Raw genomic sequence first — 21864 nt, forward strand, 5'->3', positions numbered from 1 at the left:
TTGTCTTTCCATCCAGACGAGAAATAATCAGGAGAAGTGCCTGCGGGGTGAACTCTGGGAAACATATTCGGTTTTCTTAGCGGTTCGGGTTGAGATATTTCGCGGTGATGGCCGCAATTGCGGAGTGATCGCCAGCCTTGGCCTTCGCCATGAGCGCCGTCATCGTGTCGCCTGCGAAGGTGGGTGCATCAGGAATGCCCGGTGCCGGTCGGGTCTCGGCGGGCCGGGCAACCAGCATCCGGCGCGTGGCCTCGTCGGCGGTCATGCTCCCGGTGCGGACTGCGGCCATCAGGTCGGCGGCGGTCGAGGTCGAGGTCACGGACGGGACGGCTGGTGCGGTCTCGGATGCAGGCTTGTCGACACCCCAGACATCGGGACGATGCTTGAGCGTCCACATGGCCGCCGTACGGGCATCGGCGTACGGGAAGCCGGGGCGGGCGGTGTCGAGGATCGGGCGGCCCGCATCGTCAGCAAACCACGCGCTGCCATCAGGCTCCACGCGACGACGATCGGCTAGGTCACGTAGGACGCCCGGCGGCGGGCTGGCGAGGGGATCGTTGGTTTCAGTCATGGGTCTGGGCGGAGCAGGTACGAGGGGAAGCGCGTCGGCTCGATGGTCGAGACGGACGGTTGCGGGGTTCGGCGGGCTCGCGGGCGGCACGGCTGATCCCGAGCGCGACGACTAGCTGATCCTCTAGGAAGGTCGCCGGGGACTGCCCCGCACGTCCTGCGGCGGTTTCTAGAGCGAGGAACGTGCGCTCATCGAGGACGAGAGCGAGCGGGCGGCTCACGCGGCCGGCTCAGCGGTGGCGGCGAGATCCCGAAGCTTCTGACGGAGCACCTTCCGAGCCCAGGTGGCACGAGAGATTTCCTCGCGAGCGGCGATGCGATCGATGGCGGCGATGTCTGCGGGCTTCATGACGAGGCCCAGGCGCGAAGGCCGAGGCGGATATGTGTTCATGGTTTGTTCTGTAAGTGCGTGAGGAGTGAAAATGGAGCGAACCGAGAGCGGCCGGATAAGGGTTGTCCGACCGCACGTCGATCCTAGATCACGCCATGTATGGGTAGGGTGGAGATCGGTCTTGTCTCGTTACCCCCGGATCGGTTTACCGGGACTGCACAGTGCAGCAGAAAGCGTTCGTTGCTCCAATGAAGTTAGGGCAGTTGAGGCCCCTATGTTGTGCGGCCCCGGCTAGGGCCTGCGGTGCACCGGGGTCACTTCCACCCCCACCGGTTTGGGTTTCCCCAAACAAACGCCCGAAACCGGACGCCCCATTATCAGTATGATACCACAAATTACAGCGTGATGCAAATCGTCACAGTTTGCACTATGCAACGGATGCGAACCTAGACTCGATCTGATCAGAAGAAAGGTTCGTCGGCAGGGTGTTTAAGCGGTCGACGGTGCGGGCCATCCTTCGAGGTCGAGTAGCGGCCTAGTACGTGAACCTACTCGCGGGAGGGTCGAGGATGGCGGCAACGGTCGTGCTGATCCTGATCGTGGGTCGGGCGGCTGATCCGCTAACAGGAGGTCCGCCACACCCTGATCCAAGCTCCCCCGCGCCGGTCTCAGCTAGGTCGACGGCCAGCGCCACGTTCGAGGATAGGCCCCATCCTTAGCCCCAACCCCCTCCCGATCGGGAAGCCCCGTTGCGGTCTCGCGACACGGCCCAGGATGGGCGCTAACGCCGAACCACCCTCTCCCCCTGCCGGCGATGGCCGAAGGCCTCTTGACCCGTTTTGAGTGGATCACGCGGTCCAGCCATGGTGCGCTGTCTCGGGAGTGAGCTTCTGGTGTCGACGGTGGAAGCCATCGGTGCTCCGGGGGATGCAGATCGTCTAACGACGCCCTGCTCTGATCCCCGTGCGCCCGAACGGAATGCGGGTGTCCTATACTCCGTATTGTCCAGGACGAATTTGCGTCACCGGACGAATTTGCGTCACGCCTAGGAGACCAGACGGAGAACGGGGTTCCACTTGGCTCTGGCCTTGTCCATGCGCTTGAGCGACACCGGGTCGGCCGGGATCTCTCCACGCTCGACACGGCGCTCGTAGGTGCGCTTGCTGATCCCGTAGCTCTCCCAGGGCTTGCGGGCAGTGAGGCTCTGTTCACGGGGTGTGGCACCAGCCTTGGAACGGGCCTCAGCCTTGCGGCGAGCGTCGTATACCTTCGCCTCGCTCTTGCGGATGTCGCGCGGTCGCTCAACGGCACACAGATGGAGCACGCCGCACTTCTGGCGCCGCTCTACCGTGAGGTCCAAAGCCTTCGAGACGCTATCCATCGCCGGGATCGACGGCTTGCCGCCGTAGTTGTCGAAGCCGGCGAGGATGGCCTGCTCCGCAGCTTCGAACCACTCGCGCGGGTTGTTAGCGGCGATCCCAGGAGTGTACTTCGTAGCCCATTGCATGGTGTTCAACTCATCCTCCGGGTAGCCATAGGCGATGTGACGGGCAACGAGGAATGGAACGGCCTGCTCGTAGAACATTTCACCGTCGTCCGTGTAGCACGCCCCGTCGAATTCCTTTTCGATGATCCGCTGAATATCTTTCACGACATTGTTGGCGTTGACCGTGATCTTGTAGGGGGACCACGACTTGGGCCGCTTGCGGAGCTTTCCCAGTCGGCGCGGTCCGGTCTCGGCCATAACGAAGGTCGGCTGCCCGGTTGCCCCCGGCGCTCGCACAACCCTTCGATCATCACCGTCTTGCGTCGCCTTATAGCAGCGGCTATACTTCATTCTCAGGTTCGACACTTAGCTTCGGAACCCCATCGCCCTGGCCCTGGACAAGCGAGGCGATGGGGTATTCCCCCTGTTAGTTGTGGACGGATGTCCGATGGCCCTGAATTTTTGGCTTGCTTGGCTTCATCGGACGGCTTAGGGTTGCTTTTGTGGTCTTCTCATGTGTGGATCACATCCGCGTGATCTACCACGTGATCTGAAACCTCGCAAATTCAGCGGGGCATTTTCACGTGGGAATTATGCCCACATTTAAATAGATTATCAGCGCAATAAATCGGATTTATTCGAACCTGCTTCCCCCTAGGGAAAGCGGGTTTTTTCGTGCTCGAAATACACCGTGCAAACCTTTTATCCTGGCCGGTGACGAGGGGTCACAGATCCTAGGCCCCCATCAGATCCTCACGAGCAGATCCGCACGTCCCCGTCCGATCCGAATTTGCGTGGTCGGGCGCTAAACGCCGACGCTAGCCTCAGACGTCTTACGCCCCGAGCAGATCAGCCTTGGTTCTCTCCAGGTTCGCCTTCTGACGGAGGGATCGGACGTGCTTCTCAAGCTCATCGGCGTTCATAGCTCCGATGCAGTCGTCTCCCCCATCGATCCAAAGCGCCGTCAGCCCCGAGAGGGTGTTACGCGCCTTCAGGAAGCCGTCCCGTCGACGGAGCAGGAGAGCGGCGGCTTCCACGAGGTTCGCTTCCAGGTCGAGCCAGTCGGCCGGGTCGAGATCGAACCCGTCGAGCGGGAAGGCTCTGGAGGTCGCCATTGCGAGCCCGTGCCGAAGCATGCGGGTTTGGGTGCTGATCGAGGGCATGGTGTTATCCGTGTTTGCGTTGCTGGATAGCCCTTCCAGCCGCGTGGAGCTCCGTAGGCGGCAGGGAGAGGTTTTCGGGTGCGATGACTCCCGGAAGGCGCTGTTGCCCGCTCTGAACCACGCTGTGAGTTTGAGGCAGGACAAAAGGCGTAGGGCAGCAGCGGGCAAAGAGGCGGCGGCGATGCCTAAGGGCTATTCGGGAGCGTCCAAGGTCATGCCTGCCACGTACGCAGGGCTGTGCGGCTTAGAACGGAGCCTTGTAACGGGGGAGGCCGCTGATGCGCGGCTTGGGCGGCTCGATGCCGGCGCGGCGCTCGGAGAGCCAAGCCCGCAGGTGGCCCATGTCGATCATGCCGCCCCGGAGGTCGTAACCGAGGCTGCGTGCTTCCTGGACATCGGCCATGTCCTGCACTGGGTTCGGCGGCGGCAGGTTATTCAGACCACCCAAGGGCTTTGCGTTGGCGCTGAGGGGGATGATCTTCCTGCGAGACATCAGGCGGCGCTCTCGGTGCGAGCATCGAGCCAGGTCATGACATCGGCCATGCGGTAGCCACGGCGCCGGGGCGACAAGCGGATGCTGGGCGGGGTCTCGCCCCTAGCCCGCAAGCGGCGGAACGTGGTCGGAGTGATGCCAGCGAGGCGTGCGAATTCGTGCTCCGGGAGGACGCGGTTCGCGCCCAACCCGGTCTGGTCGGTCTGCATTTGTGAGTTCCTGTCGTCAGGACGCCATGGGCGCCACGGACGACAGATTGCGCTACAGCCTCAATCTCGCAAGCTTGCACCTTGGTACGAAACCTAGGTACATTGCGATGTTCGGTGGTCGGTCTGCACTAGGAATTTCAATAGCTTAGATGGATGCCCGTCGATTCCGTCCCTGGGCACCATCCCTCCCCAGCGTCTGAACTAGATTCGCAGCCGCGGCTGCTGAACGCGTTCGTGCCTGCGCGGACGCCCTCTCAGGTGGTGCCCGATCCCTCGACGATCGCGGCCAGCCTCTCCGCCGTTTCAAGATCCTCCGGCGTGTTGACGTTGAGGAACGGGTCGATCGGCTCGATCGGCCAGCGCACCACCGCGGCGCCGTGACGGCCGATGAAGCCGCCGACGCGGCGCTCGTTGCGCTCGACGAGCGCGGCACGCAACTCTGCCCGCAGATGGATCGGCCAGAGCGCCACGGTGTAGTGCTCGCGATCGCCCGAGGCGGCGACCGGGATCGCAGCCGCCTCCCGGGCTGCGGCGAGGCGGGCGACGAGGTCGAGCGGCAGGAACGGCGCGTCGCAGGAGACGCTGACGACGGCGTCCACGTCGGCGTGGAACGCGGCCGCATGGTCCAGCCCGGCCAGGATGCCGGCGAGCGGGCCGGGATGGCCGGCGACGCCGTCGGGAAGGACCGGCCCCAGAAAGCCGGAGAACCGCGTCGGGTCGCCGTTGGCGCTGAGCATCAGCCCAGCCGGGCATTGCGGCGCTAGGCGCCCGGTCACCCGCTCCAGCAGCGTCCGGCCGCCGAGGGTGCGCAGCACCTTGTCGCCGCCGCCCATGCGGCGGGCGAGACCGCCGGCCAGGATCAGGCCCAGGACCGGCGGCATCGTCGCGCCTATTCGAAGACGATCTTGGGCGCCGCCCGGCCGGCCGGTGCCGCGGTCAGGTTGTCCCAGAGCTTGCGCGCGATCTCGCGGTAGACCTGGGCCTGCGGTCCGTCGGGGGCGACGGCGACGACCGGCTGGCCGGCATCGGACGATTCCCGGATCGTCATGTTCAGCGGCACCTCGCCGAGGAACGACACGCCGAGGCGCTGCGCCTCGATCCGCGCGCCGCCATGGCCGAAGATGTGCGATTCGTGGTTGCAGTTCGGGCAGATGAAGGTCGCCATGTTCTCGATCACGCCGAGGATCGGCACCGCGACCTTCTTGAACATCGTCACGCCGCGCCGCGCGTCGATCAGCGCGAGGTCCTGCGGGGTCGAGACGATCACGGCGCCCGAGAGCGGCGTCGCCTGGGCCATGGTGAGCTGCGCGTCGCCGGTGCCCGGCGGCATGTCGACGATCAGCACGTCGAGCTCGCCCCAGAGCACGTCGCGCAGCATCTGCGTCAGCGCCGACTGCACCATCGGGCCGCGCCAGATCATCGCCGTCTCGGGCTCGATCAGGAAGCCGATCGACATCACCTTGAGGCCGTAGCCTTCCATCGGCTCCATGCTGCGGTTGTCGACCACCTTCGGCTTGCCGGAGAGGCCGAACAGCTTCGGCACCGAGGGACCGTAGATGTCGGCATCGAGCAGGCCGACCTTCAGGCCCTGCGCCTTCAGGGCGAGGGCGAGGTTGCAGGCGGTGGTCGACTTGCCGACGCCGCCCTTGCCCGAGGCCACCGCCACGATGTGGCGGACTCCCGGCAGGGCCGGCCCCTGGCCGGGAGGCGCGCCGGGACGCGGCGGCGCGGCATTCACCGGAACCGGGGCGGCCTTGCTCTGCTCCGGCATGCCGGGGCCGCGCTCGGAGGTGAGGCTCGCGAACACGCCCGAGACGCCGGGCATCGACAGCACCTTGCCCTCTGCCGACCGGCGGATCGGCTCGAAGCGCGCCGCCTCGCTGGCGTCGATCAGGATCGAGAACATCACGCGGTTGGTTGGGTCGACGACCACCTGCGACAGGCGGCCGGACGCCGGCAGGGTGGTGCCGGCGGTATCGATGGTCACGCTTTGCAGCGCGCGCAGCACGTCGTCTCGGGTGATCGCCACGGTCGGCCTCCTTCGCCGCGTCCGGCGTCTCTGGATCTCGAAAGGGATGGTTCCGGCCCATGTAAACAGCCGTGCCGGAAACGCCAGCCGAAGCGGGCCTACCACCATGCGGCGCCTGTGCGCAGGCGATCGAACCAACCGATGCGTCATCCGTTGTGACACGACCGCCGGCGCGGGCGGCAGGGAGAGCCGGTGCGCCGTCACCATCTGGAGAGACCTACGCGATGCATCAGGGCAATCACCGCGACCACGAGGGCGCGAAGAAGCTGTTCGAGCTGGTCAAGGACGTCAAAGTGGCGATGATGACCACCGCCGACGCCGACGGCACGCTCAACAGCCGTCCGATGTGGAACAACGACATCGACGAGAACGGCGACCTGTGGTTCTTCACCAAGCTGCACTCGCCCAAGACCGCCGAGATCGGCCGGGACAACCAGATCAACCTGTCGTACTCCGACCCGTCGAGCCAGACCTACGTCTCCATCGCCGGCAAGGCGGAGATTGTCAGCGACCAGGCGATCATCGACGCCAAGTGGACCGAGAGCCTGAAGACCTGGTTCCCGAACGGCAAGGACGACCCCGAGGTGGCGCTGCTCCGCATCCACCCCGAGCAGGGCGAGTACTGGGACAGCCCGAACAGCAAGATGCTGCACCTGTTCGGCTACGTGAAGGCCTCGCTCACCGGCGAGAGCCCGAAGACGGAGACCAAGAAGGTCGACCTCGCCTGATCGCGGCGGCCTGAGCCGCCTTCGCGACGACAGGCGGCGTGCCCGGTGCGGCGCGCCGCCTTTTTCGTGCCCGCGCCGCCGCCTCCGTTGACACAGGGCTGCCGGTCATGCGCCCTCGGGGCTCCGTGACGCCCGCCCCGAGGTTCCAAAGACATGCTCGATCTCGCGCGGCGGGTGCACGACCACAATTTCGGCATCGACCCGATCGTGCGGTCGCTGCTCGACACCGACTTCTACAAGCTGCTGATGGCGCAGACGATCCTGCGCCGACACCGCGACGTGGCGGTGACCTTCGGCATCAACAACCGCACGACCCGCATCCGCATCGCCGACGAGGTCGACGCCGGCGCGCTGCGCGAGCAGCTCGATCACGCCCGCTCCCTGCGCCTGTCGCGTGGCGAGGCGACCTGGCTGCGCGGCAACGCCTTCTACGGGCGCCGCCGCATCCTGTCGGCCGACTTCATCGCCTGGTTCGAGGGGTTTCGGCTGCCCGAATACCAGCTCGAGGCGCGGGACGGGCAGTACGAGCTCACCTTCCACGGACCGTGGGTCGAGACCACGATGTGGGAGGTGCCGGCGCTTGCCATCCTGAACGAGCTGCGCTCGCGCGCCGTCCTGCGCGACCTCGGCAAGCTCGACCTGCAGGTGCTGTACGCGCGGGCGATGACGCGGGTCTGGGAGAAGATCGAGCGCCTGCGCAAGCTGCCCGACCTGTCGATCGCCGATTTCGGCACCCGTCGCCGGCACGGCTTCCTGTGGCAGGACTGGTGCGTGCAGGCGATGGACGAGGGCTTGGGCTCCAAGCGCTTCCTCGGGACCTCGAACTGCCTGATCGCGCTCCGCCGCGAGGTCGAGGCGGTCGGCACCAACGCGCACGAGCTGCCGATGGTCTACGCGGCCCTGGCCGAGGACGATGCGGCGCTCGCCCGCGCGCCCTACGACGTGCTGCGCGACTGGCAGGAGGATTACGAGGGCAACCTTCTCGTCGTGCTGCCTGACACCTACGGCACCACCGGATTCCTCGCCGGCGCGCCCGACTGGCTCGGCGACTGGACCGGCATCCGCATCGATTCGAAGGACCCGATCGAGGGCGGCGAGGAGGCGATCGCGTTCTGGCGCTCCCGCGGCGCCGACCCGCGCGAAAAGCTCGCGATCTTCTCCGACGGGCTCGACATCGACACGATCGAGCGGATCCACGCGCATTTCTACGGGCGACTGCGGATCGGTTACGGCTGGGGCACCCTCCTCACCAACGATTTTCGCGGGCTGGTGCCGGAGGGCCGGCTCGATCCGATCTCGATCGTCTGCAAGGTGACCCATGCCAACGGGCGCCCGACGGTGAAGATCTCCGACAACCCGACCAAGGCGCAGGGGCCGGCGGACGCCGTCGCGCGCTACAAGCGGGTGTTCGGCGTCGGCGCTCAGGATGCGATGGCGGTGGTGGTGTGAGCCGGCCGATCGCGCCGGCCCCCGGCGCAGCTTCTATCAAGGCTGTGTCACAGACCCAAGATTGAAATCACGTGGTCTCCGTTCGCGGTCGGCGTGCGCTATGTCTCGCCCCGACACCGGCGTGTCGCCTCCCGAGGAGGCGCGCGAACCAAGCCGGAACAGCAGGGACGCGGACGCCATGTCACGGATCGATCGACGCGCGCTGATTGGAGCAGCGGGTCTGGCGCTCGCAGGCCCCACACTCGGGGGTTCGGCACATGCCGCGGATGCTCCTGCACCGAAGCCAGCCGAGGCGAAGGACGTCACCCGCACGCTGGCGCGCTGGATCGTGAACGCCCGGTTCGAGGATCTGCCCGAGGCGGTGCGCCGGGAGGCGACGCGAACCTTCCTGAACTGGGTCGGTGTCGCCATCGGCGGCTCGCATCACGAGACGCTGGACGTGGCGGTCTCCGCGCTCGCGCCGTTCTCGGGGCCGCCCCAGGCCGGCCTGTTCGGCCGCACCGAGCGCTTCGACATCATGAACGCGGCGTTCCTCAACGGCGTGTCGAGCCACATCTTCGATTACGACGACACCCACCTGAAGACCGTCATCCACCCGGCCGGCCCGGTCGCCTCGGCGATCCTCGCCTATGCCGAGATGCACCCGGTCTCGGGGCGCGATCTCCTCGACGCGCTGGTGCTCGGGATCGAGACCGAGTGCCGGATCGGCAACGCGGTCTATCCCAACCACTACGACGTCGGCTGGCACATCACCGGCACCGCCGGCGTGTTCGGGGCGGCGGCCGCCGCCGGCAAGCTGATGGGCCTCACCGAGCAGCAGATGGTGTTCGCCCTGGGGCTGGCCGCCTCGCAGCCGGTGGGCTTACGCGAATCGTTCGGCTCGATGAACAAGAGCTTCAACCCCGGCCGCGCCGCGGCCAACGGCCTGTTCGCCGCGATCCTCGCGGCCAAGGGCTTCACCTCGTCGGACGGCATGATCGAGGCCAAGCGTGGCTGGGCCAACACCGTCTCGACCAAGCAGGATTATCGCGAGATCACCGAGGGGCTCGGCACGCGGTACGAGAGCCTGCTCAACACCTACAAGCCGTTCGCCTGCGGCATCGTCATGCATCCGGCAATCGATGCCGCGATCCAGCTTCGCGACGAGGAGCACCTGAAGCCCGAGCAGATCGCGCGCGTCGACCTGAAGGTGCATCCCCTCGTGCTCGAGCTTACCGGCAAGACCGCCCCGCAGGCGGGATTGGAAGGCAAGTTCAGCATCTACCACGCGGGCGCCGTCGCGCTGGTCGAAGGCGCGGCCGGCGAGAAGCAGTTCAGCGACCGCGCCGTTCGCGATCCCGTCGTCGTCGCGTTGCGCGACAAGGTCGTGCCGGTTGTCACGCCGGGGATCGCGGCGGCACAGGTCGACATGACCGTCACGCTCGCCGACGGGCGCACGCTGCACCGCCGCATCGAGCACGCGATCGGCAGCGTCGAGCGTCCAATGAGCGACGCCGCCCTGGAGCGCAAGTTCACCGATCTCGCCGACGGCGTGCTGCCCGCGGCGCAGGCCCGCCGGGTGATGAGCCTGTGCTGGTCGCTCGATACGCTCAAGGATGTCGGCGACGTGATTCGCGCAGGGGTTGCGCAAGCCTGACGATCACGAGCCCGTGAAAACCCGCCGCAACGGGAGGGATCGTTTCGCGGCGCCGTGCCGTTCCCCGTTCGCACCGGCGAGAGCACGGGCGTTGCGGGCGTGAGCGTACGGTTCGGTGGCGGCATGGCGACGAAGACAGACGACCCTCCCATCCCGGTGCCGTCTCCCACCCGGATCGCCGCCGCCGAGACGCCGAAATCGGCGCTGGTCTCACCGGTCCTCGTCAGCGCGATCATCATCGCGGCGCTCTATGTCGGGCGCGAGATCTTCATCCCGATCGTCATCGCGGTTCTGTTGTCCTTCGTGCTCGGGCCGCTGGTCGCGCTCCTGCGCCGCTGGCACCTGCCCCGCGTCGTCGCGGTCGGCTCCGCGGTGGTGTTCACCCTCGGCATCGTCGCCGCCCTGGCGACGCTGATCGGCGTCCAGGTCGCGGGCCTCGTCGGCGACGCGCCGCGCTACCGCTCGACGATCGAGCGCAAGATCGAGGGCCTGCGCGACAGCCCGGTCGCGCATCTCACCGATTACGTCGCCAATATCGGCCGGGCGATCCACGATGCCGGCAACACCGAGAAGGCGCCGAAGCCCGAGGCGGAGGCAAAGCCCGGCCCCGAAACCAAGCCGGCGCGGCCGGCCTCGGAACCGGCCCCCGTCCTCGTCGAGATGCGCCAGACGCCGCCCGGCCCGCTGGAGACGGCGAGCACCCTGCTCTCCCCGGTGATGCAGCCGCTGGCCACCACCGGCATCGTCTTCGTCGTGCTGCTGTTCGTCCTGATGCAGCGCGAGGATCTGCGCGACCGGATGATCCGCCTCGCCGGATCGAGCGACCTGCACCGCACCACCGTCGCGATGGACGACGCCGCGCGGCGGCTCAGCCGCTACTTCGTGGTGCAGCTGGCGCTCAACACCGCCTTCGGGCTGGTGGTCGGCATCGGCCTCTACGTCATCGGCGTGCCCAACCCGGTGCTGTGGGGCATCGTCTCGGCGATGATGCGGTTCGTGCCGTATATCGGCGCCTTCCTCTCGGCCCTGCTGCCGCTCCTGCTGGCGGCGGCCGTCGATCCGGGCTGGGACATGGTGATCGCCACCGCGATCCTGTTCCTCGTGCTGGAACCGCTGACGGGCCAGATCGTCGAGCCGATGCTCTACGGCCATTCCACCGGCCTCTCGCCATTCGCGGTGCTGATCTCGGCTCTCTTCTGGACCTGGCTGTGGGGGCCCGTCGGGCTTCTGCTCTCGACGCCGCTGACGGTCTGCCTCGTCGTGCTGGGGCGGCACATCGACAAGCTCGAGTTCCTCGACGTGCTGTTCGGCAACCGGGCGGCCCTCACGCCGGTCGAGAACTTCTACCAGCGCATCCTCGCCGACGACCCGGAAGAGGCGCAGGAGCATGCCGAGCTGATCCTGCAGACCTGCTCGCTGTCGGCCTATTACGACGACGTGGTTCTGAAGGGCCTCGAGCTCGCCGCCCGCGACGCCGCCCGCGGCGTGCTGACCCTCGAGCAGAAGACCGACATCCGCGCCTCCGTCAGCGAGCTCGTCGACGCGCTCGCCGAGCGCGACGACCGGGTTCCCGCCGCGCCTGCGGCCGATGCCGACGACGGTGCCGAGGGGGATGCGAAGGCCGATCCCGAAGTGGCGCAGCCAAGCCGGGAGGCGATCCCGCCGGCGTGGTCCCGCGAGGGCGCGGTGCTGTGCGTCGCGGGGCGGGGCTTCATCGACACGCCGGCGGCCGCGATCCTCGCACAGCTCCTTGCCAAGCGCGGGCTCGGGACGCGGATCGTACCGTTCGGCGACGTGTCGCGCGCGAAGATCGCCGATTTCGACCCCGGCGAGGCGCAGATGACCTGCATCGTCTCCCTGGCGATCAGCGGAGAGCCGGGGCATCTGCGACGGCTCGTCGATCGCCTTCGGCGCCGGATGCCCGACGTCCCGATCGTCGTCGGGCTGTGGCAGGCGGACGACGATGCCGCCGGCCGCGGCAGCATCCCGGCGGCCGAGCACGTCTCGTCGCTCGGCAGCGCCGTCGACACGGTGCTGGCCCATGTGCACGCCGAGTCGGAGCCGTCCCCCATGCCGGTGGCTGCGCAGGCTTGACGGAAACGACCGAAACCCGCCTTCCTGCCGCGATGCAGGATCGAACGGGGAAAAGCCGATGAGCGTCGTCGAACTCGGCCGGTTCATGGACGATCTCGCCGACGCGTCGGGCCAGGCGATCCTGCCGTTCTTCCGGGCCCAGTATGCGCTGACCGACAAGGCGGCGGGCACGGCCGCCTTCGATCCCGTTACCGAGGCCGACCGCGCCGCCGAGCTAGTCCTGCGCAACATGATCCGCGGGCGGTTTCCCGCCCACGGCATCCTCGGCGAGGAGTTCGGCTCGGAGCGGCTCGACGCGGAATGCGTCTGGGTGCTCGATCCGATCGACGGCACCCGCGCCTTCATCACCGGCATCCCGACCTGGGGAACCCTGATCGGTCTGACCCGGAACGGGAGCGCCGTGCGCGGCCTGATGCACCAGCCCTATCTCGGCGAGCGCTTCACCGGCGATGGACGCACCGCACGCCTGCGAAGCTCGCGCGGCGAGCGCACGCTCCATACCCGCCGCTGCTCCGACCTGTCGGCGGCGATGCTCGCCACCACCGATCCGCGGTTGTTCACGGACGGCGCGGAAGCCGATCGGTTCCGGGCCATCGAGGGTCGCGTGCGCATGTCGCGCTACGGCACCGACTGCTACGCCTATTGCATGCTGGCTTCGGGCCAGATCGACCTCGTCGTCGAGGCCGGCTTGAAGCCCTACGACATCGTCGCGCTGATCCCGATCGTCGAGGGTGCGGGCGGCGTCATCAGCGCCTGGGACGGCGGTCCCGCGACCGGCGGCGGCCGGATCGTCGCCGCCGGCGATCCGCGCATGCACGCGGCGGCGCTGGCGATTCTGAACCCGTAACCGGTCGGCGCCCGAAACCGCATTGCGACCCGTCTCGACGAACTGAACCGTCCATGCGCCCCGGCCGTTCCTGGTCGTCCGCAACGCTTCCTCCCGGCCGCCCGTGCTCCTCGCCGCACTCCTTCTCCTGACGACGCTGCCGCCGCTGGCCGAAGGGTCTGTCGACGCGCTCCGGGCGCACGCGGTCGGCCTGCAGACGCCGTCGGTCGAGGCGGCACCGTATTATCAGCACGTCGCGCGGGCGGTCTCGAACTGGCGGCCCCAGGCCGGTACCGAGCTTCGGCCGGTCTCGCTCGCCCTGGTCGCGCAGGTGGCACCCACCGAGCCGGCCTACGTCGCGCGCTGCGCCAAGCTCAACAATTACTGGTGCATCAAGAGCGCGCGCTGGTCGGGCGAGATCGGTGCCGACGCTGAGGGGCATACCGGCTTCGCCACCGCGGCGGACGGCGCCGACGCCGCGGCCGGGCTGCTCCGGCGATACTACCGGGATTATGGACGCCGCACGGCCCTGGCGATCGTGCGCCGCTGGGCGCCGGCCTCCTGCGGCGTCTCCACCGCTCCGCTTGCGGCCAGGGCCAAGCCGACCGCCCTCGCGCCGCGCGGGATCGGCGGCACGCTTCGTGCCCGCTTCCTGGCGCGCCACCTTCCCGGCGGCGCCCGGCGCGGCGTCTCGCGGGCGCCGCGCACCGCCCTGCGGGTGCAGCCTTGGTCGCCGCTCGCCCGGATGAGCGGCCATCCGGCCCGGCGCCCTTCGATCCAGGCCAGGGCGATGCAGAAACCCGTCGCGGATATCGCGACCGGCCTCGCCGACGGGCCGACGCCGACCGTACGGTTTCCGGCCCCGCGCGGGGCGGACGATCCCGCCGCGCTCCTCGACCGCAAGGTGCCGTCGCCGGATCGCCTCGTGGCCGATTCGGCCCTGTTGCCGATGATGGTCTCCGGCCTGACGATGGGGGATCTGCGTGCACCGGCCCCGCTCTGCGGCAACGACGAGGTCCGGATCGGCAACTACGCGGCCGCCATCGCCAGGAGCGTGGGCCTGCGCGCCACGGACGACCTCGCGCTGTTCTCGCCCGACGGCAGCCCGCTGCCGAACCTCGCCCCCGTCATGCGCGCGATGTCGGGGGTCGAGCTCGGCGCGTTGCACGCGGGTCCGCCCCTCGTGGAGGCGGCGATCGCCCGGCTCGGTCCGACCCCCGCGGCGACGGCCGATGCGGCCAAGTAGCCTTCACCGAGCCTTGTCGCGGCCCCCTCCCCGCGCCACCTGAGCGGCGACGGCCGACCGGCTGGCCCTTCGCGTTTCCCGAGCCCCCGAGCCCGCCCTTGCCCATCCAGAGTTTCGCCGCGCGTGCCGGCTCCGCGGTCAAGGCCTTCGCGGAAGCTTCGAGCGACTTCCTGATCCAGCCGACTCTGCGGCTCGGCGTCACCGGGCTCGCCCGCTCGGGCAAGACCGTGTTCACAACCGCCCTCATCCACCATCTCGTCGAGAGCCATGCGCTCCCCGCCTTCGCCCCGGCGCAGGAGGGACGCCTGCGCCGCGCCCGCCTCGTGCCGCAGCCGGACGACGACGTTCCGCGCTTTCCCTTCGAGGAGCATTTCTCGGCGCTGACGGAGTCCCGCCTCTGGCCGCGTTCCACCGATCGGATCAGCCAGTTCCGGCTTGCGATCGAGTACGAGCGCGCCGGCGGCTGGCGCTCCGGCCCGGGCACGCTGATGCTCGACGTCGTCGACTATCCCGGCGAATGGCTGCTCGATCTCGCGCTCCTGGAGCAGAGCTACACAGCGTGGTCGCGGGCGACCATCGCCGGGACCCGGCGCGCCGGCCGCGGCGGGATGGCCGCGCCGTGGCTCGCGATGCTGAGGGGGCTCGATCCGGCGGGGCCTCTGGACGAGGTGGTGGCCGAGCGGGCGAGCGCCGCCTTCACCGCCTATCTCGCGGCTCTCCGCGCCGGCCCGGAAATGGTGGCGACGACGCCGCCGGGCCGGTTCCTGATGCCGGGCGACCTCGCCGGCTCGCCGGCCCTGACCTTCGCCCCGCTCGACGAACTGCCCGAGACGATCGCGCCGGGCACGCTCGCCGGGCTGATGGAGCGGCGCTTCGAGGCCTACAAGGCCAAGGTCGTCGTGCCGTTCTTCCGCGATCACTTCCAGCGCGTCGACCGACAGATCGTGCTGGTCGACGTGCTGGCCGCCGTCGATGCCGGGCCGGCGGCGCTGGCGGAGCTGGAGGAGGCGCTGGATTCCGTCCTGCTCAGCCTGAACATCGGCCGCAACACGCTGCTCTCGCGGCTGTTCGCACCGCGGGCCGACCGGATCATGTTCGCCGCGACGAAGGCCGACCACCTGCACCAGACCAGCCACGATCGGCTCGAAGCGCTGCTGCGCCTGCTCGTGTCGCGCGCCATGCGCCGGACCGAGGCCGCCGGCGCCCGTGTCGGCACCGTGGCCCTGGCGTCGGTCCGCGCCACCCGCGAGACCACGATCCACGACGGCGACGCCGTGCTGCGCGCCGTCGCCGGGACGCCGGAGGCCGGCGAGACGGTCGGCGACGAGGTGTTCGACGGGACGGCCGAGGCCGCCGTGTTCCCGGGCCATCTCCCCGCCCGCCCGGAGGCGGTGCTCGAGGGCGCGGTCGAGCCCGGCTCGCTGCGGTTCCCGCGATTCCGCCCGCCATCGATCAAGCCCGACGCGCTGGGGCGTCCTGGCCACCTGCCGCAGATCCGCCTCGACCGGGCCATGCAGTTCTTGATCGGCGACAGGCTGACGTGATGGCGGCCCAGACGAGAACCCCGAGGACGATGCCGTGAGCTCGACCCAGCGCCCGCGCGCCTTCCGCATCCCCAGCGCCGATGCGCCCCCGGCCGTCGAGGGAATCCCTTCGATGCCGGCCGCCCCGACCGGCGTCCGCATCGTCGAGGATCCGGTCGAGATCCTCGACGCCGCCGACGGCACGCCCGTGCCGGTGGCGAAGTCGCGCGGCGTTCCGTGGGGCGGCCTGCTGCTGTCGGCCGCGGGCGGCCTCGTCTCCCTCGGGGTCGGCTTGTCGGTCGAGCGGCTGATCGCCGATCTGTTCCAGGCGGCGCCCTGGCTCGGCGGCGTCGCGCTCGCGCTCCTGGCGCTCGCCGGCCTCGCTCTCCTGGCGATCGTCGTGCGCGAGGTGCGCGGGCTGTGGCGGGAGCGCAAGATCGAGCACCTGCGCCAGGCCGCCGTCGCGGCGATCGCGACCCGCGATCACAGTGCTGCGCAGGGGGTGGTTCGGGATCTCGCCGCCTTCTATGCGGATCGAACGGCGTTGGCGGCGGGCCGGCAGCGGCTCGAGGCTTCCGCCGACGCGATCCTCGACGTCGACGATCGCATCGGCCTCGCCGAGCACGAGCTGTTGAGCCCGCTGGACCGGCAGGCGCGCAATGCCATCGCCACCGCCGCCAAGCAGGTCTCGGGCGTGACCGCGCTCAGCCCGCGGGCGAGCGTGGACGTGGCGTTCGTGATCTATTCCGCCGTGCGGCTGCTGCGCCGGATCGCGGCGATCTACGGCGGACGCCCGGGCTTCCTCGGCTTCCTGCGCCTGGCCAGAGCCGCCTTCGCCCACCTGACCGTCACCGGCGGAATGGCGGTCGGCGAGAGCATGATTCAGCAGGTGCTCGGCCTCGGCATCGCGGCGCGGGTCTCGGCCAAGCTCGGCGAGGGCGTGCTCAACGGCCTGATGACCGCGCGCTTCGGCCTCGCGGCCCTCGCGGTCTGCCGCCCGCTGCCGTTCGTGCGCGAGGCTCCGCCGCGCCTGTCGGACGTCGCCGGCGAGCTTCTCCGCCCGGCCGAGCCGGAGCCGAAGCCGTGATGCTCAGGACTGCGCGCGCTTCTGCACCGCCTCGACGTTGCGGCGGTTGGCGATGCGGGTGAACATGTTGCCGGTGTAGTCGGCGACCTTCGGCTTCTCGACGGCCACGAGCTGGGCCTCGAACGCCTCGATGCGCTTGAGCAGCGCGGCGTCGCCGAAGATCGAGCTGTTGAAGGAGGTGTGGGCGCGCTCGCCCAGCGCCGTCTGCACGGCGTCCAGTCGCACCAGAAGCTCTTTTCGCGTCACGTCGATCTCCCGCGGGCCGGATCGCCCGTGATCCGGCATCCATCAGCGCGGGCTTGGGTAAACGAGAGGTTAACCGCCGGGCGCGATCGAGCCGACGGGCTCAAAGATCCTTCATGAACCCGGCGAGCCGCATCAGCCCCTCGGGCCACGGCCCATGGCCGCTCGCGACGTTGACGTGGCCGGATTCGCCGGCGTCGACCAGGGCCGATCCCCACGCCGCGGCGAAATCCTCCGCGCGCTCGTAGCGGCAGTACGGATCGGTTCGGCTCGCCACCAAGAGCGACGGGAACGGCAGCGGCGCGCGCGGCAGCGGCGCGAAGGCACGCACGCTGTCGGGCAGGTTCGGCGTCTCCTCGACGTCCGGCAGCGCCACGAACAGCGCCCCGACGACGCGGCCCTCGGGAAGCTTCGGCACCGCCTCGACGCAGGCGACGACGCCGAGGCTGTGGGCGATGAGGACGACGGGCCGAGTCGCGGCCGCGACCGCCTCGACGACGCGACCGCACCAGGCCTCGGGCTCGGGCGCATGCCAGGACTGCTGCTCGACCACGCGGGCGGTAGACATGCGGCCGGCCCAGCGCGCCTGCCAGTGGCCCTCTTCCGAGCCGCCCAGGCCCGGAACGATCAGGATGTCGCAATCGGCGGTCTTCATGTTCGCGTGCCTACCGTCTCTCGGCGCGAGGGTCGAGAACGAAGAAAGGCGGCACCTCGCGGTGCCGCCTCTCGGATCGGGTCGATCGCGCCGGCTCAGAGCCGGTGCGCGGTACGGTCTTCGCCCTCATACGCGGGCTCGGTCTTGAGGCCGGCCTTTTGCGCCGCGGTCTGGATGTTGTCCGGGTCGAGGGCGGTCTCGACGAACTCGCGGCCACGGCTGGTGAACTCGCGGGCGTAGCGCAGGCCCTGGTCGCGGACCTCGTCGGCATAGGGACCGATGTTGCGGTCCTCCTGGCGCGTACGCGGGAGCAACGCGCCGATAAGCAGGCCCGCGGCGACGCCGACGACGCCGACCAGCAGCGGGTTCTCGGTCACGAACTGCTCGACGGCGGTGCGACCGCGATCGAGCCGGTCGCTGCCGCGCACCACCGCGTCGTCGATCCGGCGCATGTGGTCGCGATGGACGCCGGAGACCCAGTTGCGGGCCTCGTCGGCCGCACCGCCGAGGCGATCGCGGACGTCGTCGGCCAAGTCGGCGGCACGATCGCGCGTGCGATCGGCGAAGTCCGCGGCCCGATCCGCCGCATCGCCCGCCGCCGCGCGAGCCTGACCGGCGACGCTGCCGACATCGGGTCCGGGACCGGCCTGGTGGTCGTGCGGCGACGCGTCGGGCCGTCCGATCGGATCGCGGAGGCCCGTGGGGTCCGCCCGCAGGGTGTGGTCGGCCGCCTTCGCATGCGGGTCGAGGTGGACCGGGTCCAGGCCGGCGGCGTGCAGGCCCTGGTCGACCTTCGCGGCGGCGGCCCGGGCGAGGTCGTCCGGCAGGTGGTTGTCGGTCGTGGCCGACTTGCTCGTATCGCTCATGGCGTGATCCTTCAGAACTCGTACGCGGCTGGCAATGTCCGCAGGTGGCGGCCCGTCAGGCGCGGGTTTCGTCCATCAGCGAGGGTTTCGGCTGGCGGGTGGGCAGATCCGGATCGTAGACCCGGGCCGCCCCGTCGTTGAGCACCGGGACGCGCTCGGCCGAAGCCTGCGTCCGGCGGCGCGTCGCGTCCTGGGACATCCGATGCAGCAGCCAGCCGACGCCGGCGGCGATCAGCAGGACGGGAACCGGATTGCGGCGGACCGCCTCGAGCGCTCCGTCGTAGGCACCGCTGACGGCGGGTGCGCGGCGGGCGTTGCCGAGCATCTCGTCGACGAGGCTGGACACCGAGAGGCGGCCCTGGATGCGGTCGATGGTCTCGTCGAGGCGCGCGCGGCTCTCCTCGATGTCCCGCTCCATCTCGTTCATCGAACTCATCCGGACACTCTCTCGGAAAGGGCGCGGGCGTCCTGGCGGACCTGCCGGCCGGTACGGGTGGGCGTGAGCGTCGAGAACGAAAGGGCGCTGCGTCCCCACAGCGCCATCCCAATCGCGACAACCAGGAGGACGCCGCCGACGATGAGGGCCGAGAGCCATTCCGAGCCGACGATCGTCGCCAGCCACTTCACGAAGGCACCGATCAGCACGAGCAGGGCGACGACGGAGAAGACCGCCGAAGCCATGAGGCAGACGATGCCGATGATCAGCGAGCGGACGTTCCGCGCCATCTCGGCGCGGAACAGGGCGATCTCCTTGCGGGCGAGGTCGTTCGTCTCGCGCAGCGCGTCGCCGATGAGGCTCTGGATGCTGCCGGCGGGCGACGCACCAGAGGAGCCGGGGGGTGGGGTCTGCGATCCGGTCGACATGGCCGGGCCGCTCACGCGCGGAAGCTGTCGCGGGCGTCGCCTTCCGGCGGCAGGCTCGACGACTTGATGAAGCGCGCGGCGATGAAGCCGGCGACGAACGTTCCGACCGCGACCGCGACCGGTGCACGGCGGGCGAAGGCCTCGGCCTCGCCGTAGAAGTCGGCGAAGCTGCGCGACTCGATCGAGCCGCCGAGCTGGCTCAGGCCGTCGGCAGCGCTGTCGAAGAACGCCTTGATGTTCGGGCGATCCTCGAAGTCCTTGCTCGAATCGCGCAGGGTCTTGGCGAGATCGTGGACGGACTGCGCCGCGTCGTTCTTGCGGCCCTCGACGAAGGTCTGCGCCTGAACCCGAGCTGCATCCATCAGGCCGCGCCCGCGCTCGGCCGCGACGTCGGCCAACCCCTCGACGTCGCCCTTCAGGCCGCGCCACTCGGCCTGCTCGCTGGCTGCGGCCTTGGCCGGATCGGGGTGGGGGATCTCGGACGCGGCCATGAGGGGACTCCTTCGAACACGGGGTCTTAGCGGGGCGATGTTCGCCTGAGTAACATCGTCCACGTCCGGGGGTTCCGGAGACGACGGCACATCCGCGGCTCAGCCTCCGTTCAGGGGCGATCGGCCAAGGTTCGCTCCTGCCTCCGCCGCCCCGCGCGGCGGGAACGGATGCGGGGACAGGCCCCGGATTTCGTCGTGACGGCCGCAAACGATCGCTTGACCCGCGGCAGTCATTCGCGCTTGGCTAACGCTACGGATCGCGCCGACCTCTCGCGCGTTCACGATGGCAAGAAACGTTGACGTTGCGCGTTCCACGCCGGCGCGCTTGAGGATCCGGAGCCCACCTGAGTGGCACGCCTTGTGATCGTATCGAACCGCGTCGCGGTTCCGGAAGAAGGCGGCAAGGCGGTCGCCGCCGGCGGCCTCGCCGTCGCCGTGAAGGAGGCCTTCACCGCCTACGAAGGTCTCTGGTTCGGGTGGAGCGGCAACATCAGCGAGGAGCCCTCCGAGGAACCGACGCTGATCGATCGGGACCGCGTCCAGTACGCCGTGGTCGACCTCTCGCCGCAGGATCACAAGGAATACTACGCCGGCTTCGCCAACCGGGCGCTGTGGCCGATCATGCATTACCGGCTCGGTCTCGGGGCGTTCTCGCGCTCGGACTATGCCGGCTATTGCCGCGTCAACCGCATCTTTGCGCGGGCGCTCGCCAAGCTCGTCGAGCCCGACGACATCATCTGGGTCCACGACTACCACCTGCTGCCGATGGCCGCCGAGCTTCGCGGCCTCGGCCTCGCCAACCCGATCGGCTACTTCCACCACATTCCGTGGCCGGCCGCCGACGTGTTCAACACGCTGCCGGCGAGCAACGACCTGCTCCGCGCCATCGCCGACTACGACCTGATCGGGCTGCAGACCGACCCGGACGTGCAGAACCTGTCCCGCAACCTGATCGACACCCTGCGGGCGATCCCGCTCGGCGGCGGCTCGCTGATGGTCGACGGGCGCCGGACCCGGATCCGCAGCTTCCCGATCGGCATCGACGTCGCCGGCTTCAAGGACGCGGCGGAGAAGGCGGGCTCGAACAAGGTGGTGCGCGAGACGATGGCGGGCCTGCGCACCCGCAAGCTGCTGATCGGCGTCGACCGGCTCGACTATTCCAAGGGCGTGCCAGAGCGGATGGAGGCGGTGGAGCGCTTCTTCGCCTCGAACCCCGACCAGCGCGGCAACGTCACCTACATCCAGATCACGCCGAAATCCCGCAGCGAGGTGCCGGAATACGAGCAGCTCTCGCGCACCGTCAACGAGACGGTCGGCGAGATCAACGGCGCGCTCGGCGACCCGGCCTGGACGCCGATCCAGTACGTCACCAAGGCCTATCCGCGGCCGGTTCTGGCCGGGCTGTATCGCGCCGCCCGCGTTGGCCTCGTGACGCCGATGCGCGACGGCATGAACCTCGTGGCGAAGGAATACGTCGTCGCCCAGAGCGAGGACGATCCCGGCGTGCTCGTGCTCTCGAAATTCGCCGGTGCGGCACGGCAGTTGCCCGAAGCGCTGATGGTGAACCCCTACGACCGCTTCGAGGTCGCGGAGGCGATCCGGACGGCCCTGTACATGCCGCGCAGCGAGCGCCTGGAGCGCTGGAAGCCGATGGTCGAGCGCATGACCCGCGAGGATGTCGATTGGTGGGCGCGCAATTTCCTCTCCGAGCTCGAGAACTTCCGCACCGTCGAGCGCGAGCCGCCGACGACGGCCGCCGCGGCGGAGTGATCTCGGGGCGGACGTCGTCGTTCTCCACGGCCCATGCGGCCCGGTGGCTTGATCCGGGATCGCGGATGCGTCCACACCGGCTCCGGGCCGGGGGGACCATTCCGT

Annotated in this window: 22 protein-coding genes; 9 read left to right on the forward strand and 13 right to left on the reverse strand. The window is 69.2% G+C overall.

Going from position 1 to position 21864, the window contains the following annotated elements; all coding sequences use genetic code 11:
- Positions 1-76: 76 nt before the first annotated feature.
- The 7 genes from ACFZ8E_RS19165 to ACFZ8E_RS19195 all read right to left on the reverse strand — a co-directional run bounded on the left by ACFZ8E_RS19165 (position 77) and on the right by ACFZ8E_RS19195 (position 6281).
- Complete coding sequence (locus tag ACFZ8E_RS19165) at positions 77-571, reverse strand: hypothetical protein (RefSeq protein WP_405043526.1); 495 nt, start codon at positions 569-571, stop codon at positions 77-79.
- Between the two features lie 1375 nt (positions 572-1946).
- On the reverse strand, positions 1947-2645 hold the full coding sequence (locus ACFZ8E_RS19170; protein ID WP_405043527.1) for a hypothetical protein: 699 nt from the start codon (positions 2643-2645) through the stop codon (positions 1947-1949).
- 575 nt (positions 2646-3220) lie between these two features.
- Entirely contained in the window at positions 3221-3550 is a 330-nt protein-coding gene (locus tag ACFZ8E_RS19175) for a hypothetical protein (protein WP_405043528.1), read from the reverse strand.
- Positions 3551-3794: 244 nt separating this feature from the next.
- A complete protein-coding gene (locus ACFZ8E_RS19180) occupies positions 3795-4043 on the reverse strand; it encodes a hypothetical protein (protein WP_405043529.1) in 249 nt (82 codons plus the stop codon).
- Positions 4043-4252, reverse strand: coding sequence for a helix-turn-helix transcriptional regulator (locus ACFZ8E_RS19185; protein WP_405043530.1), 210 nt, complete (start codon positions 4250-4252; stop codon positions 4043-4045). The genes ACFZ8E_RS19180 and ACFZ8E_RS19185 overlap by 1 nt, the downstream gene beginning before the upstream one ends.
- A gap of 254 nt (positions 4253-4506) precedes the next feature.
- Positions 4507-5133 carry a molybdenum cofactor guanylyltransferase MobA gene (gene mobA, locus ACFZ8E_RS19190; RefSeq protein ID WP_405043531.1) on the reverse strand — a complete coding sequence of 209 codons (627 nt, stop codon included), beginning with the start codon at positions 5131-5133 and terminating at the stop codon, positions 4507-4509.
- Between the two features lie 8 nt (positions 5134-5141).
- Positions 5142-6281 carry a P-loop NTPase gene (locus tag ACFZ8E_RS19195; RefSeq protein ID WP_405043532.1) on the reverse strand — a complete coding sequence of 380 codons (1140 nt, stop codon included), beginning with the start codon at positions 6279-6281 and terminating at the stop codon, positions 5142-5144.
- 224 nt (positions 6282-6505) lie between these two features.
- On the opposite strand from ACFZ8E_RS19195, the gene ACFZ8E_RS19200 reads away from it, so the two are divergent.
- The 8 genes from ACFZ8E_RS19200 (at position 6506) to ACFZ8E_RS19235 (ending at position 16870) form a co-directional block, all read left to right on the forward strand.
- Complete coding sequence (locus tag ACFZ8E_RS19200; RefSeq protein WP_147841060.1) at positions 6506-7009, forward strand: pyridoxamine 5'-phosphate oxidase family protein; 504 nt, start codon at positions 6506-6508, stop codon at positions 7007-7009.
- 153 nt (positions 7010-7162) lie between these two features.
- Entirely contained in the window at positions 7163-8458 is a 1296-nt protein-coding gene (locus ACFZ8E_RS19205; protein ID WP_147841061.1) for a nicotinate phosphoribosyltransferase, read from the forward strand.
- Positions 8459-8636: 178 nt separating this feature from the next.
- Positions 8637-10094, forward strand: coding sequence for an MmgE/PrpD family protein (locus ACFZ8E_RS19210; RefSeq protein WP_405043533.1), 1458 nt, complete (start codon positions 8637-8639; stop codon positions 10092-10094).
- A 123-nt stretch (positions 10095-10217) separates the two neighbouring features.
- Positions 10218-12188: an AI-2E family transporter gene (locus ACFZ8E_RS19215; protein ID WP_405043534.1), complete on the forward strand. Its 1971-nt coding sequence runs from the start codon at positions 10218-10220 to the stop codon at positions 12186-12188.
- Between the two features lie 58 nt (positions 12189-12246).
- Complete coding sequence (hisN, locus tag ACFZ8E_RS19220) at positions 12247-13035, forward strand: histidinol-phosphatase (RefSeq protein ID WP_147841064.1); 789 nt, start codon at positions 12247-12249, stop codon at positions 13033-13035.
- Positions 13036-13138: 103 nt separating this feature from the next.
- On the forward strand, positions 13139-14260 hold the full coding sequence (locus ACFZ8E_RS19225; RefSeq protein ID WP_405043535.1) for a hypothetical protein: 1122 nt from the start codon (positions 13139-13141) through the stop codon (positions 14258-14260).
- Between the two features lie 104 nt (positions 14261-14364).
- On the forward strand, positions 14365-15804 hold the full coding sequence (locus ACFZ8E_RS19230) for a YcjX family protein (RefSeq protein ID WP_405044417.1): 1440 nt from the start codon (positions 14365-14367) through the stop codon (positions 15802-15804).
- Positions 15805-15838: 34 nt separating this feature from the next.
- Entirely contained in the window at positions 15839-16870 is a 1032-nt protein-coding gene (locus tag ACFZ8E_RS19235) for a YcjF family protein (protein ID WP_405043536.1), read from the forward strand.
- 3 nt (positions 16871-16873) lie between these two features.
- Here ACFZ8E_RS19235 and ACFZ8E_RS19240 read toward each other — a convergent pair whose 3' ends face one another.
- The 6 genes from ACFZ8E_RS19240 to ACFZ8E_RS19265 form a co-directional block, all read right to left on the reverse strand.
- Positions 16874-17095, reverse strand: coding sequence for a hypothetical protein (locus tag ACFZ8E_RS19240; protein WP_244033559.1), 222 nt, complete (start codon positions 17093-17095; stop codon positions 16874-16876).
- A gap of 121 nt (positions 17096-17216) precedes the next feature.
- Positions 17217-17768, reverse strand: a complete 552-nt coding sequence (locus tag ACFZ8E_RS19245) for an RBBP9/YdeN family alpha/beta hydrolase (protein ID WP_405043537.1) — start codon at positions 17766-17768, stop codon at positions 17217-17219.
- Positions 17769-17863: 95 nt separating this feature from the next.
- A complete protein-coding gene (locus ACFZ8E_RS19250) occupies positions 17864-18634 on the reverse strand; it encodes a hypothetical protein (protein WP_405043538.1) in 771 nt (256 codons plus the stop codon).
- Between the two features lie 55 nt (positions 18635-18689).
- Positions 18690-19070, reverse strand: a complete 381-nt coding sequence (locus ACFZ8E_RS19255; RefSeq protein WP_405043539.1) for a DUF3618 domain-containing protein — start codon at positions 19068-19070, stop codon at positions 18690-18692.
- Positions 19067-19498 carry a phage holin family protein gene (locus ACFZ8E_RS19260; RefSeq protein ID WP_147727465.1) on the reverse strand — a complete coding sequence of 144 codons (432 nt, stop codon included), beginning with the start codon at positions 19496-19498 and terminating at the stop codon, positions 19067-19069. Before ACFZ8E_RS19260 ends, ACFZ8E_RS19255 begins: the two co-directional genes overlap by 4 nt.
- 11 nt (positions 19499-19509) lie before the next feature.
- On the reverse strand, positions 19510-19989 hold the full coding sequence (locus ACFZ8E_RS19265) for a hypothetical protein (protein WP_147841071.1): 480 nt from the start codon (positions 19987-19989) through the stop codon (positions 19510-19512).
- 348 nt (positions 19990-20337) lie between these two features.
- On the opposite strand from ACFZ8E_RS19265, the gene ACFZ8E_RS19270 reads away from it, so the two are divergent.
- On the forward strand, positions 20338-21759 hold the full coding sequence (locus ACFZ8E_RS19270; protein ID WP_147858801.1) for a trehalose-6-phosphate synthase: 1422 nt from the start codon (positions 20338-20340) through the stop codon (positions 21757-21759).
- Positions 21760-21864: the final 105 nt, after the last annotated feature.

The organism is Methylobacterium sp. HMF5984, from assembly GCF_045033435.1.
Taxonomy (GTDB): domain Bacteria; phylum Pseudomonadota; class Alphaproteobacteria; order Rhizobiales; family Beijerinckiaceae; genus Methylobacterium.